The sequence below is a fragment of the Acinetobacter sp. AHP123 genome, from assembly GCF_023757925.1.
Taxonomy (GTDB): domain Bacteria; phylum Pseudomonadota; class Gammaproteobacteria; order Pseudomonadales; family Moraxellaceae; genus Acinetobacter; species Acinetobacter oleivorans.
Window position 1 is genome coordinate 2,541,680 of record NZ_CP092454.1, and the last position, 15,010, is coordinate 2,556,689.

Annotated in this window: 16 protein-coding genes; 4 read left to right on the forward strand and 12 right to left on the reverse strand. The window is 39.0% G+C overall.

Annotated elements, in window-relative coordinates:
• Nucleotides 1–11 precede the first annotated feature (11 nt).
• The gene (locus tag MJX77_RS12105) at nucleotides 12–1,019 is read right to left on the reverse strand and encodes a helix-turn-helix transcriptional regulator (protein ID WP_004791440.1); all 1,008 of its coding nucleotides are present in this window, start codon (nucleotides 1,017–1,019) and stop codon (nucleotides 12–14) included.
• A 227-nt stretch (nucleotides 1,020–1,246) separates the two neighbouring features.
• Here MJX77_RS12105 and MJX77_RS12110 point away from each other — a divergent pair, with 227 nt between their 5' ends.
• From MJX77_RS12110 to MJX77_RS12125, 4 genes are read left to right on the forward strand one after another with little or no spacing between them, the layout of a single operon-like run.
• The gene (locus tag MJX77_RS12110) at nucleotides 1,247–2,797 is read left to right on the forward strand and encodes a circularly permuted type 2 ATP-grasp protein (RefSeq protein WP_252059190.1); all 1,551 of its coding nucleotides are present in this window, start codon (nucleotides 1,247–1,249) and stop codon (nucleotides 2,795–2,797) included.
• A 22-nt stretch (nucleotides 2,798–2,819) separates the two neighbouring features.
• Complete coding sequence (locus MJX77_RS12115) at nucleotides 2,820–3,416, forward strand: alpha-E domain-containing protein (RefSeq protein ID WP_252059191.1); 597 nt, start codon at nucleotides 2,820–2,822, stop codon at nucleotides 3,414–3,416.
• A gap of 2 nt (nucleotides 3,417–3,418) precedes the next feature.
• Nucleotides 3,419–4,198 (forward strand): transglutaminase family protein, encoded by a 780-nt coding sequence (locus tag MJX77_RS12120; RefSeq protein WP_107880965.1) that lies wholly within the window; start codon nucleotides 3,419–3,421, stop codon nucleotides 4,196–4,198.
• A 16-nt stretch (nucleotides 4,199–4,214) separates the two neighbouring features.
• Nucleotides 4,215–4,949, forward strand: coding sequence for a proteasome-type protease (locus MJX77_RS12125; protein WP_004791447.1), 735 nt, complete (start codon nucleotides 4,215–4,217; stop codon nucleotides 4,947–4,949).
• A 60-nt stretch (nucleotides 4,950–5,009) separates the two neighbouring features.
• On the opposite strand, the gene alr is transcribed toward MJX77_RS12125, so the two are convergent.
• The 11 genes from alr to MJX77_RS12180 all read right to left on the reverse strand — a co-directional run bounded on the left by alr (nucleotide 5,010) and on the right by MJX77_RS12180 (nucleotide 14,963).
• Nucleotides 5,010–6,080, reverse strand: coding sequence for an alanine racemase (alr, locus tag MJX77_RS12130; protein ID WP_252059192.1), 1,071 nt, complete (start codon nucleotides 6,078–6,080; stop codon nucleotides 5,010–5,012).
• A 32-nt stretch (nucleotides 6,081–6,112) separates the two neighbouring features.
• Complete coding sequence (gene dnaB, locus MJX77_RS12135) at nucleotides 6,113–7,558, reverse strand: replicative DNA helicase (protein WP_004791451.1); 1,446 nt, start codon at nucleotides 7,556–7,558, stop codon at nucleotides 6,113–6,115.
• A gap of 198 nt (nucleotides 7,559–7,756) precedes the next feature.
• The gene (gene rplI / locus MJX77_RS12140; RefSeq protein ID WP_004700828.1) at nucleotides 7,757–8,203 is read right to left on the reverse strand and encodes a 50S ribosomal protein L9; all 447 of its coding nucleotides are present in this window, start codon (nucleotides 8,201–8,203) and stop codon (nucleotides 7,757–7,759) included.
• 8 nt (nucleotides 8,204–8,211) lie between these two features.
• Nucleotides 8,212–8,439 (reverse strand): 30S ribosomal protein S18, encoded by a 228-nt coding sequence (rpsR, locus tag MJX77_RS12145; RefSeq protein ID WP_004791454.1) that lies wholly within the window; start codon nucleotides 8,437–8,439, stop codon nucleotides 8,212–8,214.
• Nucleotides 8,440–8,450: 11 nt separating this feature from the next.
• Nucleotides 8,451–8,834: a 30S ribosomal protein S6 gene (gene rpsF / locus MJX77_RS12150; RefSeq protein ID WP_004791455.1), complete on the reverse strand. Its 384-nt coding sequence runs from the start codon at nucleotides 8,832–8,834 to the stop codon at nucleotides 8,451–8,453.
• 184 nt (nucleotides 8,835–9,018) lie between these two features.
• Nucleotides 9,019–9,897, reverse strand: a complete 879-nt coding sequence (gene cyoE / locus MJX77_RS12155; protein ID WP_252059193.1) for a heme o synthase — start codon at nucleotides 9,895–9,897, stop codon at nucleotides 9,019–9,021.
• A gap of 10 nt (nucleotides 9,898–9,907) precedes the next feature.
• The gene (locus MJX77_RS12160) at nucleotides 9,908–10,237 is read right to left on the reverse strand and encodes a cytochrome o ubiquinol oxidase subunit IV (RefSeq protein WP_004643325.1); all 330 of its coding nucleotides are present in this window, start codon (nucleotides 10,235–10,237) and stop codon (nucleotides 9,908–9,910) included.
• Nucleotides 10,237–10,857 (reverse strand): cytochrome o ubiquinol oxidase subunit III, encoded by a 621-nt coding sequence (gene cyoC / locus MJX77_RS12165; protein ID WP_005306751.1) that lies wholly within the window; start codon nucleotides 10,855–10,857, stop codon nucleotides 10,237–10,239. The genes MJX77_RS12160 and cyoC overlap by 1 nt, the downstream gene beginning before the upstream one ends.
• Before the next feature lie 4 nt (nucleotides 10,858–10,861).
• Nucleotides 10,862–12,853: a cytochrome o ubiquinol oxidase subunit I gene (cyoB, locus tag MJX77_RS12170; RefSeq protein ID WP_252059194.1), complete on the reverse strand. Its 1,992-nt coding sequence runs from the start codon at nucleotides 12,851–12,853 to the stop codon at nucleotides 10,862–10,864.
• 3 nt (nucleotides 12,854–12,856) lie between these two features.
• Nucleotides 12,857–13,891 carry a ubiquinol oxidase subunit II gene (cyoA, locus tag MJX77_RS12175; protein WP_004791463.1) on the reverse strand — a complete coding sequence of 345 codons (1,035 nt, stop codon included), beginning with the start codon at nucleotides 13,889–13,891 and terminating at the stop codon, nucleotides 12,857–12,859.
• Between the two features lie 316 nt (nucleotides 13,892–14,207).
• A complete protein-coding gene (locus MJX77_RS12180; protein ID WP_049837016.1) occupies nucleotides 14,208–14,963 on the reverse strand; it encodes an RDD family protein in 756 nt (251 codons plus the stop codon).
• Nucleotides 14,964–15,010 lie beyond the last annotated feature (47 nt).

The window sequence follows — 15,010 nt, forward strand, 5'->3', positions numbered from 1 at the left end:
CTTTTTTATATCTATTTATTCTCAGATTCAATTTCTCGAACAGCGTTGTGCACTTGAATTGGTTCAATATGCAGTAATTTTTTACCAAAACTACGTAGCCACCACACCAGTTGAGATGTAAAAGGTACTGTTGCGGTAACTTCTACAATATTTTCTTCAAGTGGAATGATAGTTTGGTCCTTACTTAACTGACTTTCATAGAAAGTTCTAGCAGTTTGCTCTGTCATAGTTAATGTGAGCTGGATTGACTCAGTTGGTTGTTTATAGTCCACTCTGAAACCTAAAGCACCTGAATCAATATAATGATCAATATCAAAATTGACAGGATGCAGTGCTCGACTATCTAAGACTTTTGCTGATTTAAAACGGTGCAAGGCAAACGTTTGAACTTCTGTTTTGTCATGCCGTGTGCAAATCAAATAAATTACTGCACCTTTTTGTACCAAAGCCAAAGGATTTAAAACATAAGTTTTGTCTTCACCTTGATTTACTCGAGCTTGATAAACACACTCAATTTGTTTGTCTTGGAGTAGACCTTCATAAATTGCTTGTTGAGCAGCACGGTCGACTACAGGCGGGATAAGTGGTTGGCTTGCAGGTACGATACGTACTCGGTTAATCCACTGTCTCACATTATTTTGTGTAGAGAGGCTGCGTTTAGCTAAATCAAACCAAGGCCCCATCTCATCAAGCAGACTAGGTGGAAGCAAGTGTTTAAGATGCTCCTCAACCATCATAAAGGTTACTGCCTGAGAGCTCGTCATGTGCGGTAAGCTCTGAATAGGCGCATCGGATTGCCACCGCCAGCCCTGAGGTACGGCCTTATTGCTTTCAATCGGAAAGCGCTGAGCAATTTGATTTAAATCACGCTGAATAGTCCTTAAACTGATATCAATACCTTCACGTTCAAGCATCTCTTGTAATTCCCGTGTTCCGATCCATTTACCGGTTGGAAGGCGAGACAAGATCTGCCATTGGCGATATAAACTATTCGAAGTTTCTTTTTCTATTACAGACATAAGCGTAATACATCTATATCCAATTGCTTTGGTGTCAACACAATAAAAAATCTTTACACATTTAGCAAGTTTGTCAGATTCGGTTTACTGAACCTTTTACAATCGATGTTAAGATTTAGAAGAAGAAAGTTATAACAAAACACCGTAAAAATATTAAACATATATAAGTGGCACTGAAATTGCTTATTTAAAAATGAAATATAGATAAATGATAAGACGAGGTGGTTATGTCAGAACAAGAGCATGAATTACATATAGATAATGATTTTTTTATACAAGAGCAGACAACTACGGCACTCATTAACCCAACCTCTTTTTTAGAACATATTTCCGTACAAACCAATCTATTTGAACAGCTGAAATCAGAATTTTTTAATGAGATGCTGGATGATGTGACATCAAATGGAGCAGCTTCTAAAAAAATTGAACAATGGTTGAGTATTCGTACTTTAGATGAGTTAAAAGAATTAAGTGCTCAAGCGAAGCGGCATTTTCTTTATCATGGAATTACTTTTAACGTATATGGTGATAAAGAAGGTACAGAGCGAACGATTCCTTTTGATTTAATTCCACGGGTAATTGAAAAAAAACAGTGGGAGAAAATAGCTTCGGGCTGTACGCAGCGCGTTAAAGCATTAAATTATTTCCTAGATGATATTTATCATGGACAACATATTTTAAAAGAACAGCTTATTCCCGAAGATCAAATCATGGGGAATGAGGCTTTCCAACCTCACATGCTCAAACATGCTTTGAAAGGTAAAATTTATTCACAGATTAGCGGAATTGATATTATCCGTGATGGTGAGGGAGAGTTTTTTGTATTGGAGGATAATTTAAGAACACCTTCTGGCGTGTCTTATATGATTGAAAGCCGAAACATTAGCCAACAATTGATGCCAGAGCTATGTGCAGCTAATAATTTACAGGGAATTGAGCATTATCCAAAACTTTTAAAAGAAATATTGCAGGAAAATTCACCTGCGGATCAACCTTTTGTGGTGGTACTAACACCGGGACGTTTTAACAGTGCTTTTTATGAGCATGCTTTTCTAGCACGTGAAATGGATGTTCCACTAGTTACAAATCGGGATTTATTTATCGAAAATGATCAAGTATTTGTCAAAACTATTCGCGGGCGTCAAAAAGTAGATGTGATTTACCGCCGATTAGATGATGATTTTCTAGATCCTTTAGCATTTAGACCAGACAGTGCCTTAGGTGTAGCAGGACTTATGTCCGCTTATTTGCAAAAAAATGTTGTGATTGCAAATGCACCTGGAACAGGCGTGGCGGATGATAAATCTATTTATCCTTACGTAGACCAAATGATCCAATACTATTTGGGTGAAACACCAATCTTAAAAAATGTACCTACTTATCAGTGCCGTAAAGATGAACATTTAGATTATGTACTGTCTAATTTAGATCAATTGGTTGTTAAAGAAGCACAGGGTTCAGGTGGTTATGGCATGTTAATTGGGCCTAAAGCCAGTTCGTGTGAAATTGATGACTTTAGAAAAAAATTGATCGCTACGCCTCATATGTACATTGCACAACCTACCTTAGCTTTATCTGTTGCTCCCACTTTAACGACAGGAGGGGTGGCTGAACGTCACATTGATTTGCGTCCATTTGTATTGAGCTCGCCTTATCGTACAGAGATAGTGCCGGGTGGCTTAACACGTGTGGCGATGCAGGCTGGCTCTCTAGTCGTAAATTCGTCCCAAGGTGGCGGTATAAAAGATACATGGGTTGTCGAAACATTACATTCCTGATTGTGTGTTAAAGAGGAACTTTATGGTTTTACTCAATTCGAGTGCGCATCAAATATATTGGTTGGGTCGATATTTAATGCGAGTTAAATTCGCAGCCTCTCATTTACCCTTTACACAAGATGAGAAAGCAACAAAATTTGCAGCAGCATTTGGTTTGGTCATAGAAAATGCTGAATTACTAAATCACTATATGTTAGACAAGAAGCAAACATTTTCATTACTGAATCAGTTCATTATTGCTAAAGATAATATTCAGGAACTAAGAGGTATATTGTCATCAAAGGCTTATGCAGAATTAAATCATGTTATTAACACGCTTGAAGCTCAACCTGAAATCTTGAGAAAAGCTGTTGAACAATGTACTCAAATACTAGAAGCGGAAAATGAAGATGTTTGTTTATTTCTGTATTTAGGCCAAAAAATAGAGCAATTTGATATTGAGTTACGTTTTGGGCAAGATTTATCTACTCTGGTGTTGGAGCTAGATATTTTAGTGAAGCGGCTTGCTGATTTAGGGTGGGAGAATATAGATCAAAATTGGCAAGTGCTGAAGCAGCAACTTACGTGGGACGCTTATTATACTTTTACGCAGCGGTTGGAAAATATGTTTGAGGTCTGATTATGAAATTGATGGTTAATCATCAAACGCATTATAGCTATACGGAAACTGCTCAAAACAGTATTCAGTATATTAAAATGATGCCTCAAACATCGCCGCATCAACATGTTATGAATTGGGCAATTAGCGTGCCGGGTGATAAAACGATCAAAAGGGACATATTTAACAATGTCTGGATGACGGCTAGTCAGCGCTATCAATACCAACATCTTACATTTATGGCTCAAGGGATTGTTGAGCTTCAAGATGTAGAGCTGGGTTGTGTAAATTTATCTACACCTACAAATTTGTTTTTGCAGATGACAGGTGCAACCCGATGTGATCCAGAAATGTTGGATTTTGCTAGAAATATTGTAGTAGTCAAAGATCGACAGCATATTGCATTGTTAAGTGAATATATTTTGCAGAAAATACTTTATCAGCCTGAAAGTACTTCAGTTCAGACAACTGCAACTGAAGCCTTTCATGCTGGAGAAGGTGTATGCCAAGATCATGCTCATGTTTTAATTGCAATGTGTCGTGCGCTACAATTACCAGCACGTTATGTCTCTGGTTATCTATTTGATCAAAACTATCCGCACCTTGCCAGTCACGCTTGGGCGGAAGTATTTGTAGAAAATCAGTGGTATTGTTTTGATGTAAGCAATCAGTTGTTTACACCCAAACATCATATCTACCTTGCAGTTGGCCGTGACTATCTCGATGTGGCACCTATTCGTGGTGTAAGAGAGCAAGGTGGAGTTGAGAACATGATGTCTGTGGTTCAAGTGTTGGCATGTTGAATGTAAAGAGAATGAAATGACTTATTGTTGTGCGCTAAGATTGGAACAAGGTTTAGTGTTTATTAGTGACACGAGGACTAATGCAGGAGTTGACCATATTTCTGTGTTCCGAAAATTGCATACTTTTGGCGTTACCGGAGAACGTTTTATTGCCTTGCAAACAGCAGGTAACTTAGCCACAACGCAAGCTGTTATAGGTCATTTGCAAAATGCGCTTACTTTGCAGCAAGAGCCTAATTTATATAGTGTTAATACGATGTTTGAGGCAGCAGAACTTATTGGTAAAACTTTAAAAGCTGTTTTAGAGGATATTAGTTCGGACACCCAAGAACAAATGAATTACGCCTGTAGTATTTTGGTGGGTGGACAGATTAAAGGTGGTGACATGCAACTTTATAATGTCTATCCACAAGGCAATTTTATTTGTGCAACGACGGATACGCCTTATTTTCAAATTGGTGAAAGTAAATATGGCAAACCGATTCTGGACCGAGCTTTATATTATGCAATGCCATTAGATGATGCATTACGTTGTAGCTTAATTTCTTTTGATTCGACTTTACGTTCAAATGTTTCTGTTGGTTTACCTCTGGATGCGTTGATTTATATGAAAGATAGCTTTGTTATTCCGATGGGAAAACGAATTACAGAAGATGATCCTTATTTTTCACAAATCAGTAGGCAATGGTCGGATACTTTACGCCGCGGCTTACAGGAAATGCCAAAACCGACTGATGACTACTGGCGATAAAGTTTTGAATACTTAAATAAAAAAATCCAAGCATGCTTGGATTTTTTTATATTTTATTATTTAACTGCTTTTACGACTAGGGCGATTACTTAGGCGACAGAGTAATTCATATCCTATCGTTCCGTTTGCATCCGCAACATCATCTACTAAACGGTGTGTACCCCAAAGTTCGACTGGCGTACCTAATTTTACTTGCATACCTGTCACATCGATTGCAAGCATATCCATGCTCACTCGGCCTACAACTGCACAGAGCTGTTTATCAATAGCGACATAGTTCTGTTTAAGATAAGCTCGTGGATAACCATCACCATAACCTATAGAAACGATCGCGATATCCATGGCTTGCTTTGCACAGAAAGTAGAACCATAACCGACATGCTCATTAGGCTGAATATGGTTTAGTGCAATGACTTCTGCTGAAAAAGTCATGACTGGTTTTAAGTCAAGATCATGGACTGTTTTATCTGCAAAAGGTGAAGCGCCGTAAAGCATAATACCCGGACGAACATAATCAAAATGTAATTCTGGCCATTTATAAATAGCAGCAGAGTTACAGCAAGATGCTAAAACTGGATCACAAGCTTGTTTAACTTGTAAAAATTGTTGCTTTTGTTGTTCGTTAAGCGGGTGGTCTACATCTGCATTTGCGAAATGCATCGCTAGTACACAAGTAAATCCTTCGGCTTTTAAAGTTTTAATAACTTCAATAATTTCAGTAATTTTAAAGCCTAAACGGTTCATGCCGCTATTAAGCTTAACCCAGACTTTTAAACTTTGAGCAATGTATTTTTGCTTATGTTTAATTAACCATTCAAATTGTTGTTGATGGTGAATTACACATTCAAATTTTTGTTCAATTGCAATTGGCATTTCATCTTCAGAAAATACCCCTTCAATTAAAGTAACAGGTTGTTGAAATCCGAGTTCACGAATTTCTAAACCTTCTTGTAGGCAGGCGACACCAAAGGCATCTGAGGCATTTAAGGCTGCTAAACAGTCTTTGATTCCATGTCCATAAGCATTAGCTTTCACCATACTTACAATTTTTGAATTTTCTGCGAGTTGTTTGACACGGTTTAAATTATATTGAAGCGCATTGCGATCAATATAAACTGTTGCTTGGCGCACCCTCATTTACTCCTTTGGGCTAGAGATAGAGTTTATTCTTCATCATCATATTGGCTGTAATACTCAGGAGAGAGATTACTAAATCGAGTATATTGACCTTCAAAGGCAAGACGGACTGAACCAATTGGACCGTTACGCTGCTTACCAATAATAATTTCTGCGGTACCAGCTTCTTTCGACTCTTTGTTATAAACCTCATCACGGTAAATAAACATAATTAAGTCAGCATCCTGCTCGATCGCACCAGATTCACGTAAGTCGGACATTACTGGGCGTTTATTTGGACGGTTTTCCAGACTTCGGTTCAGCTGGGAAAGTGCGATAACTGGGCATTGCATTTCTTTTGCTAATGCTTTCAAACTACGTGAAATTTCTGAAATCTCACCTACACGGTTATCACCCATGCCAGGAACTTTCATAAGCTGCAAGTAATCGACCATGATACAACCAATTTTTCCATCATGCATTTTAGCAACGCGTCGAGCACGGGCACGAAGTTCCGTTGGAGGTAGGGCAGATGAGTCATCAATATACAAATGCATTTGTTGAAGTTGTAGAATGGTACCAGTCACCTTGGTCCATTCATCTGCATCTAAGTTACCCGAACGTAAATGTCCTTGGTGAACTTTACCCATTGCAGAAATAAGACGCATCGCAATAGAGTCTGCTGGCATCTCCATAGAGAAAACCAGAGCGGGTAACTTGTTATATTGCAAAACACTTTCAACCAAATTCATGGCAAAAGTAGTTTTACCCATCGATGGACGTGCAGCAACAATAATTAAGTCACCAGGCTGCATACCAGATGTTTTATTATCAAGTTCTAAGAAGCCTGTGGTTAAACCTGTAATATTGCCATCGAGTTTTGAGAGTTCATCAAGTTTACTAATTACATCGGCGGTAACAGAGCTAATAGATTTGGGGCCTGCATCCTTTTTATTGTTATTGTGCTGTTCTGCTAAAGAGAAAATACTCGTTTCGGCCAAATCTAGAATTTCACTAACACCACGACCTTTTGTGTCATAAGCATTTTGTAAAATTTCCGTACTAACTTTAATCATGCTACGAAGCGTAGAGAATTCTTTAATTTTACTGGCATACGTTTCTAAGTTATAGAAACTTGATGGTGAATCAGCCATAAGCTGCATTAAATACTCTTCGCCACCAATTGCATCGAGTAAATTTTGTTTTAAGAGCCAGTCACTTACTAATACAGCATCATAAGGAGAGTTTTCTTGTGCTAGTTTCTCAATGGCACGATAGATATATTTGTGACGTGTTGCATAAAAATCATTTTCTTTTAATAAGTCGCTGACTTGTTCAAAAGATTCGGCAACTGTCATTAAGGCCGCAAGAACGGCTTGCTCAATGGCTAAATTGTGTGGGGGAGTGCGAAACTCTTTAAGTTGGCCTGATTCACTCGTCTTATTTTCTGTTGGAGATGAAAGAGTTAAAGAAGTGGCATTCGCCTGAGACATAATTAGACCTGATGATAAAGAAAGATGTACGCAAATAGCCTGTGAGGCCGAGAACTATCTTAAAACAAAATGAAATAAACTACCTAATTAAAAAACCAATTAAACTAAAGAACTGATCAGGAATTAATATATCTTATTTTAAAAATAGGGCACATAAAAAAAGAGCATGCAGAAGCATGCTCTTTTTTTGATGAGAAATTACTCAGATACGATAGTAACGAGAACTTCTGCAACAACATCATGGTGCAATTGGATTGCGATGTTGAATTCACCAGTGTGACGAAGCGCGCCATTCGGTAAACGAACTTCTGCACGGTCAACTGTAAGACCAGCATTCGTTAAAGCGTCAGCGATGTCACGAGTACCGATAGAACCGAAGAGTTTACCTTCGTCACCAGCTTTAGCAGTGATAACGATGTTAACTTCATTCAATTGTTCAGCACGTGCTTGAGCAGCAGCTAAAATTTCAGCTTCTTGCTTTTCAAGTTCAGCGCGACGAGCTTCGAAAGCAGCAGTGTTAGCTTCAGTAGCTGCAACTGCTTTACCTTGAGGGATAAGGAAGTTACGGCCGTAACCAGCTTTAACTGATACTTTATCGCCTAATTTACCAAGGTTCTTAATGCGTTGTAATAAGATAACGTCCACAGATCACCTCACTTATGGTTGTCAGTGTACGGAATCAAAGACAAGTAGCGAGCTTGCTTGATAGCAAGAGCTAATTGACGTTGATAACGAGCTTTAGTACCAGTGATACGGCTAGGAACAATCTTGCCGTTTTCAGTGATGTACTGTTTTAAAGTATCGATATCTTTGTAGTCGATGTACACAACATTCTCAGCTGTAAAGCGGCAGAACTTGCGACGACGGTAAAAACGTGCCATTGATGTTCTCCTTATTCAGCGTCTTGAGCAACTTGCTGTGCTTCTTCACGTTGAGCTTTACGCGCACGCTTTTCTTCAGCACTTTTAGCAAGCAATGACTCTTCAGTGATTGCGTGTTCACGACGAATGATAAGGTTACGAATGATCGCGTCATTATAACGGAACAATTCTTCTAACTCATCAAGTGTAGTTTGACCACACTCAACATTCATAAGAATGTAGTGCGCTTTGTGAATTTTGTTAATTGGGTAAGCCAATTGACGACGGCCCCAATCTTCTAAACGGTGAATTTGACCTTCAGCTTCTTTGATCTGAGAGATATAGCGTTCAACCATACCTACAACTTGATCGCTTTGATCTGGGTGTACTAAAAGTACGATTTCGTAATGACGCATTGTCAGCTCCTTACGGTTTAAACAGCCCCTAATAAATAAAAAATTAGAAGCAAGGAGTCATAACTTGAAAGTTATGTCGCAAAATTTGCGAAGGCTGAATTATAAGTAAAAGTTAGACTAAAAACAAATCTTTTGATGAGAAAAGTAAAACTTCTTTACTATCGAGGAGGAAATCCTCCCTTATTTAAAAGAGAGGAAGATTTGGAGCAGGGGATTGATAGGTAAAGCTAAAGCTCAAACTTAACAGGGTAATTAATATGACCGAGTAAAGGAAAAAACGTTTAGCCCAAAGTTGGTCATTTTCAGCTTTAAAGCCAATAATTGATAAATAGAACCAATATGCTGTTAATGCATTAAAGGTTACTAGAAAAAATATATTGGTATAGCCAAAACAATATAAACCATTCAATACGGCTGCAAACAACACAATATAAATGACACACTCTACTTTCGTGCGATAAATAGAACGTGCAACAGGCAGAATGGGGATTCCCGCATTTTTGTAATCGTCAAAACGATAAATAGCAATTGCCCATGAATGTGGCATTTGCCATAGCGCGTAAGCTAAAAACAAAAGTAAGGCGGCTACATCAAAATGATGAGTTACTGCTGTATAACCAATAACAGGAGGGCTCGCTCCGGAAATACTACCAATGACGGTTTGATGGATTGAGGTACGTTTTGTCCACAAACTATAAAAACCGACATAGACAACAAAACCAATGATTGCAAACAAGAAAGCGTAAGCATTTACACCGAACCACAAAATACTAAAACCGATAAGTCCAAGAACAAATGCATATATAAGTGCAACAGTAGGAGAGATGGTTTTTTTGACCAATGCACGGTTTTGTGTGCGCTGCATTTTTGTGTCGATATCTTGGTCTATCACATTATTTACAACACAACCAGAAGCGACAACTAAAGTTGTTCCAAGTAAGGTGAGTAGTAATAATAAGATGTCTATAGAGCCTTGGGCGGCTAAGAAAAAGCCGCCCAAGGTGGTAATGAAATTACCGAAGAGAATTCCTGGTTTAGTCAGGAATAGATATTTTTTCAACATGACAATCAGTTTAGATCATCATATTGTAGTGAAGGTAATTCATAATCCACACAGAACCGATTAAAAGCACAGCGATACATAAGATTGTGTAGATGAATGCAATCATATTCCAGCGTTGTTCAGATGATGTATTCATGTGTAGGAAGTACACAAGTTGTACAAGAACCTGAGCAACAGCAGCGATAGCAATTACTGTAACTAAGATGCCACGACTGAAACCACCCGCCATCACCATCCCGAACGGGATGATGGTGAGGATAACAGAAAGGATAAATCCAACAGTGTATTGCTTAAAGTTACCGTGTGACGCACCTGCAGCATTATGGTCATGACTACTCATTAGAGAACTCCCAGTAAGTAAACGACGCTGAATACACAGATCCAAACGATGTCAAGGAAGTGCCAGAACAAGCTTAAGCAAGCTAGACGACGTGTATTCGGTAATGTCAAACCTTTAGTTTTGATTTGATACATCAATACCAACATCCACACTAAACCAGAAGTTACGTGGATACCGTGTGTACCAACCAAAGTAAAGAACGATGATAAGAATGCACTGTGAGTTGGACCATGACCTTCTTCTACAAGGTGATGGAACTCATAAAGCTCCATTCCAATGAACGTTGCACCAAAAAGGAATGTAATAAATAACCAAGTGATAACTTGATTTACATTCTTTTTATAAGATGCAAGTACAGCAAAACCGAAAGTTACCGATGAAATCAATAAGGCAAATGTTTCAGTTAAAACGTAGCCTAATGAATCATGGAACAGGTCATATGCACTTGGAGTTCCTGGTGGAATATGACTGCTTAATACAGCGAACGCAATGAAGAGTGATCCGAAAAGAATCAAGTCACTCATCAAGTATGTCCAGAAACCAAAGACCGTTAAGTCAGTATCATCATGCTCATGATGACCATCGTGGCCGTGGTTGTCGTGATGAAGTACTTCAGCCATTTCCTTAGTCCTTCTTCAAGTGTTTTTCAAGTAAAGCATAGCGTTCGTTTTCAATACGCTCAACTTCAGCAGCAGGAACGTAGTAATCAACATTCTTAGTGAATGAGCTTACGATCAAGCTAACAACAGCTGAAACGAATGAAACAACAACGAGCCACCAAATATGCCAGATAAGTGCAAAGCCAAGAACTGTAATGAACATTGCAATGACAAAACCAGCAGCACGATCAGTCGGCATGTGGATGTCTTCATATTTAGTGTTACGTGCGTATGCTACACCATTTTCTTTGTCAGTCCAGAAACGGTCAATACCGCTTGCATCTGGTTCATGCGCAAAGTTATAGAACGGAGCAGGGGAAGAAGTCGCCCATTCAAGCGTACGTGCATCCCATGGATCGCCCGTAAGGTCCATGTTGTCTTTGCGTTGTAAGAAACCAACAATGATTTGCATTAAGAAACATGCAATACCAATCGCAACGAGAACAGCACCAAATAATGCAATTGCAAGGTAAGGATCCCATTCTGGGTTGTCATATGTATTCAAACGACGAGTCATACCCATGAAACCAAGGATATAAAGTGGCATGAATGCAAAATAGAAACCGAAGAACCAGAACCAGAACGCAGCTTTACCCCATGCTTCATTGAGCTTCCAACCAAACATTTTTGGCCAGTAGTAAATGATGCCGGCAAACATACCAAACACCACACCACCGATAATTACGTTATGGAAGTGAGCGATCAAGAATAATGAGTTGTGTACAAGGAAGTCCGCAGGTGGAACAGCCATAAGTACACCAGTTAAACCACCGATACCAAATGTAATAAGGAAGCCAAGCGTCCATAACATTGGAGTAGTAAAGGTGATGCGACCTTTATACATAGTGAATAACCAAGAGAAGATTTTCACACCAGTAGGAATCGCAATAACCATGGTCATGATACCGAAGAACGCGTTAACGTTCGCACCAGCACCCATGGTAAAGAAGTGGTGAAGCCATACAACGAACGCAAGAACTGTAATCGCGATAGTTGCATACACCATAGACTTGTAACCGAACAACGCTTTACGAGAGAAGGTTGCAACGATTTCTGAGTATAGACCAAACGCTGGTAATACTAAGATATATACTTCAGGGTGACCCCATGTCCAGATCAAGTTCACATAAAGCATTGGGCTACCGCCAAGCTCATTTGTGAAGAAATGGAAGCCGAAGTAGCGGTCTAGAGTTAACATTGCAAGTGTACCTGTTAATACAGGGAACGATGCAATAATTAATACAGCCGTACAAAGTGAAGTCCACGTAAAAATAGGCATGTCCATTAATTTCATGCCAGGTGCACGCATTTTGATGATGGTAACGAAGAAGTTAACACCAGATAAAAGCGTACCTAGACCAGAAACCTGAAGTGCCCAGATATAGTAGTCAACACCTACACCAGGAGAATATTGAATGCCAGACAGAGGAGGGTAAGCCATCCAACCAGTCGCAGCAAATTCACCTAATACAAGTGAAAGCATCATCAAACCAGCAGCACCAGCGAATAACCAGAAGCTTAAAGAGTTCAATAATGGGAATGCAACGTCACGAGCACCAATCTGTAATGGTACAGAGATGTTCATCATACCAACAACAAGACCCATTGCTACGAAGAAGATCATGATTACACCGTGTGCGGTGAAGATCTGGTCGTAATGGTCTGGATGTAGATAACCTTCGCCGCCGCCTTTAGCGAGGAAAAGTTGTAGACGCATCATAATTGCATCGGCGAAACCACGCAAAAGCATGACCACAGATACAAGAATGTACATGATACCAATTTTTTTATGGTCTACCGTAATAAACCACTCATTCCACAAGTATCCCCATTTTTTGAAATAGGTGATACCGCCAAGCACAACAATTGCACCAAGTGCCATAAGGACCATGGTGACAAGCACGATTGGCTCTGTCGGGATAGAGTCCCAACCCAGTTTACCAAAAATCATATCCATGTCTTATTCCCCTTGAGCAGCGTGTTCAGCTGTTGCATGCGCAGCAGAGTGGTCAACACCATGATAGTTACTCATATAATGGTTGATAATTGTTTCAAACAATTGTGGTTCAACTGAAGAGTAATAAGTCACAGGGTGTGGCTTAGTCGGGAACGGTTTCATAGCTTCAGCTTTAGCAAGCGCTTCTTGATCACCAGCAGCTTTAGCACGATTTACTAAATGCTCGATTTGGTGCTTAGAACGGTCACCATCACGTAAGGTTGCTAATTCAGCTTGGTCAAGCGTAGTTTTTTGAACTGCTTCTGGGTTAATAGTAGAACCATTACCCGCTTTTACAGCTGCTACCCATTCGTTGAACTGTTGCTCTGTAACACTATGCGCCTTGAAACGCATTTGAGAGAAACCGTAACCTGAGTAGTTAGAAGAGAAACCACGATATACGCCAGTTTCATTTGCTAACAAATGAAGGTGAGTTTGCATACCTGCCATTGCATAAATCTGGCCGCCTAACTGTGGAATGAAGAATGAGTTCATTGTAAAGTTAGAGGTGATTTTAAAGCTTAACGGAGTTTTTTCAGGGAAACGTACTTCGTTAACAGTTGCAATGTTTTGTTCAGGATAAATGAAGATCCACTTAAACTGTTCTGCAACAACTTGAATAGTTAAAGGAGCTTTATCTGATTCTAAAGGACGGTATGGGTCATACTTGTGGGAACCCCACCAAGTTAACCAAGCTAAAATACCAATAATAATGACAGGGATACCCCATACTACAACTTCAATTGTAGTTGAGTGTGCCCATGTAGGTTTATAGTCTGCATCTTTATTTGACGCGCGATATTTCCAACCAAACCATAATGCCATGATGATTGAAGGAATCACCACAAGTAACATTAAATAGATCGCAGTCATCATAAGGTCACTTTGACCTTGACCAACTGGACCTTTAGAGTTTAGAAGTACCATATCACCACCACACCCAGTCAAAAGTGCGGCAAGCGTTGATAAAGACAATACAGCTAAAATCGTTTGTCTCATTTTACAACCTCGGTGAAGAGTCCCATTCCCTAATTAAATATGGGATAGCGATTAAAGTGTCGCATGATTGAGAACGCTAATCCTTAAATTTAGACTTCTCAATTATATGACACCGCTACGTTGTAGGGCATTATGCCTCATATCGACAAACTAAGCTATACATAAAGTAGTCTGAAATAATTGTTTTAAAACCCGATTTTTTTTGTAGGGTATCGAATCAATATGGAGCTTTTATTTAAATATCAACTCTCTATAGAAAAAAGGAGGCGGGGTGCCTCCTTTTTTTTTAGACCTTAAATGAATGAGTCATTCACTATCATTTGATCACTTTTGTTCTTGCAATTTTGTCATGTAGCGCCTGTCTCTTTTGCCCTAATGCAAAAGCGTAGTCAATAATTGTACTAATAGGCATAAACAACAAGTTGAGTATGATGAAAACAACACTTCTTAATAAGAAGATGCGAGTTAAATTAACTTTACCATTGCTTTCGGCATCTACAATTTTAATTCCAACAATTTTCTTACCTATACTTTGCCCATATTTTGTTAAAAGAAAGGCTTGAATTGCAAGCATGATTACGACGTAAGCAAGCATAGAATGCCAAGCTTCAATAGGAATTAAAGTAAAAAGTTGATGTTGTAGCTCTGCTGCTTTAGTTGAAGCAACTTCAGCTGATTGCATTTGTTTTTGCAATTCAAATAATTGCTTATATTGAGATTCATTAAAGAAAAAAGAAGGAATCGCAGCTATGGGTAACCAAAGTAATAAATCAATAATTTTTGCCAAAGCTCGAGATTGAATTGAGGCAAGTTCGTGAATTTTAGGCTCTACACGAATTTGACGAATAGTTTCATTAGGTGAGCTACTGGTGTTTATGACAGGTGCAGAATAACCGATAGGTTGATATACAAGTTTACCTTGGGTTAATTCTCCTAAAGCTTTCCATTCTGTCATGCCTTCATGCCAAGCTAAATCAGTTAACAAAATTTGTTGGCTAGCCAACATTTGATTTACTTGCTCTAAGGTGTAAGGCCCAGCTTGTTGATTATTACGTGCCAAGTAAATTTGCATAAATAAAAATTCTCTATTCTAAAGATGAAAAAAGACCCACGGATGGG

What these genes read in the sequence shown, in the direction of transcription:
- MJX77_RS12105 (WP_004791440.1), bottom strand. Translation starts at nt 1,019, where the DNA reads ATGTCTGTAATAGAAAAAGAAACTTCGAATAGTTTATATCGCCAATGG.
- MJX77_RS12110 (WP_252059190.1), top strand. Translation starts at nt 1,247, where the DNA reads ATGTCAGAACAAGAGCATGAATTACATATAGATAATGATTTTTTTATA.
- MJX77_RS12115 (WP_252059191.1), top strand. Translation starts at nt 2,820, where the DNA reads ATGGTTTTACTCAATTCGAGTGCGCATCAAATATATTGGTTGGGTCGA.
- MJX77_RS12120 (WP_107880965.1), top strand. Translation starts at nt 3,419, where the DNA reads ATGAAATTGATGGTTAATCATCAAACGCATTATAGCTATACGGAAACT.
- MJX77_RS12125 (WP_004791447.1), top strand. Translation starts at nt 4,215, where the DNA reads ATGACTTATTGTTGTGCGCTAAGATTGGAACAAGGTTTAGTGTTTATT.
- dnaB (WP_004791451.1), bottom strand. Translation starts at nt 7,558, where the DNA reads ATGTCTCAGGCGAATGCCACTTCTTTAACTCTTTCATCTCCAACAGAA.
- rpsR (WP_004791454.1), bottom strand. Translation starts at nt 8,439, where the DNA reads ATGGCACGTTTTTACCGTCGTCGCAAGTTCTGCCGCTTTACAGCTGAG.
- rpsF (WP_004791455.1), bottom strand. Translation starts at nt 8,834, where the DNA reads ATGCGTCATTACGAAATCGTACTTTTAGTACACCCAGATCAAAGCGAT.
- cyoE (WP_252059193.1), bottom strand. Translation starts at nt 9,897, where the DNA reads ATGTTGAAAAAATATCTATTCCTGACTAAACCAGGAATTCTCTTCGGT.
- MJX77_RS12160 (WP_004643325.1), bottom strand. Translation starts at nt 10,237, where the DNA reads ATGAGTAGTCATGACCATAATGCTGCAGGTGCGTCACACGGTAACTTT.
- cyoC (WP_005306751.1), bottom strand. Translation starts at nt 10,857, where the DNA reads ATGGCTGAAGTACTTCATCACGACAACCACGGCCACGATGGTCATCAT.
- cyoB (WP_252059194.1), bottom strand. Translation starts at nt 12,853, where the DNA reads ATGGATATGATTTTTGGTAAACTGGGTTGGGACTCTATCCCGACAGAG.
- cyoA (WP_004791463.1), bottom strand. Translation starts at nt 13,891, where the DNA reads ATGAGACAAACGATTTTAGCTGTATTGTCTTTATCAACGCTTGCCGCA.
- MJX77_RS12180 (WP_049837016.1), bottom strand. Translation starts at nt 14,963, where the DNA reads ATGCAAATTTACTTGGCACGTAATAATCAACAAGCTGGGCCTTACACC.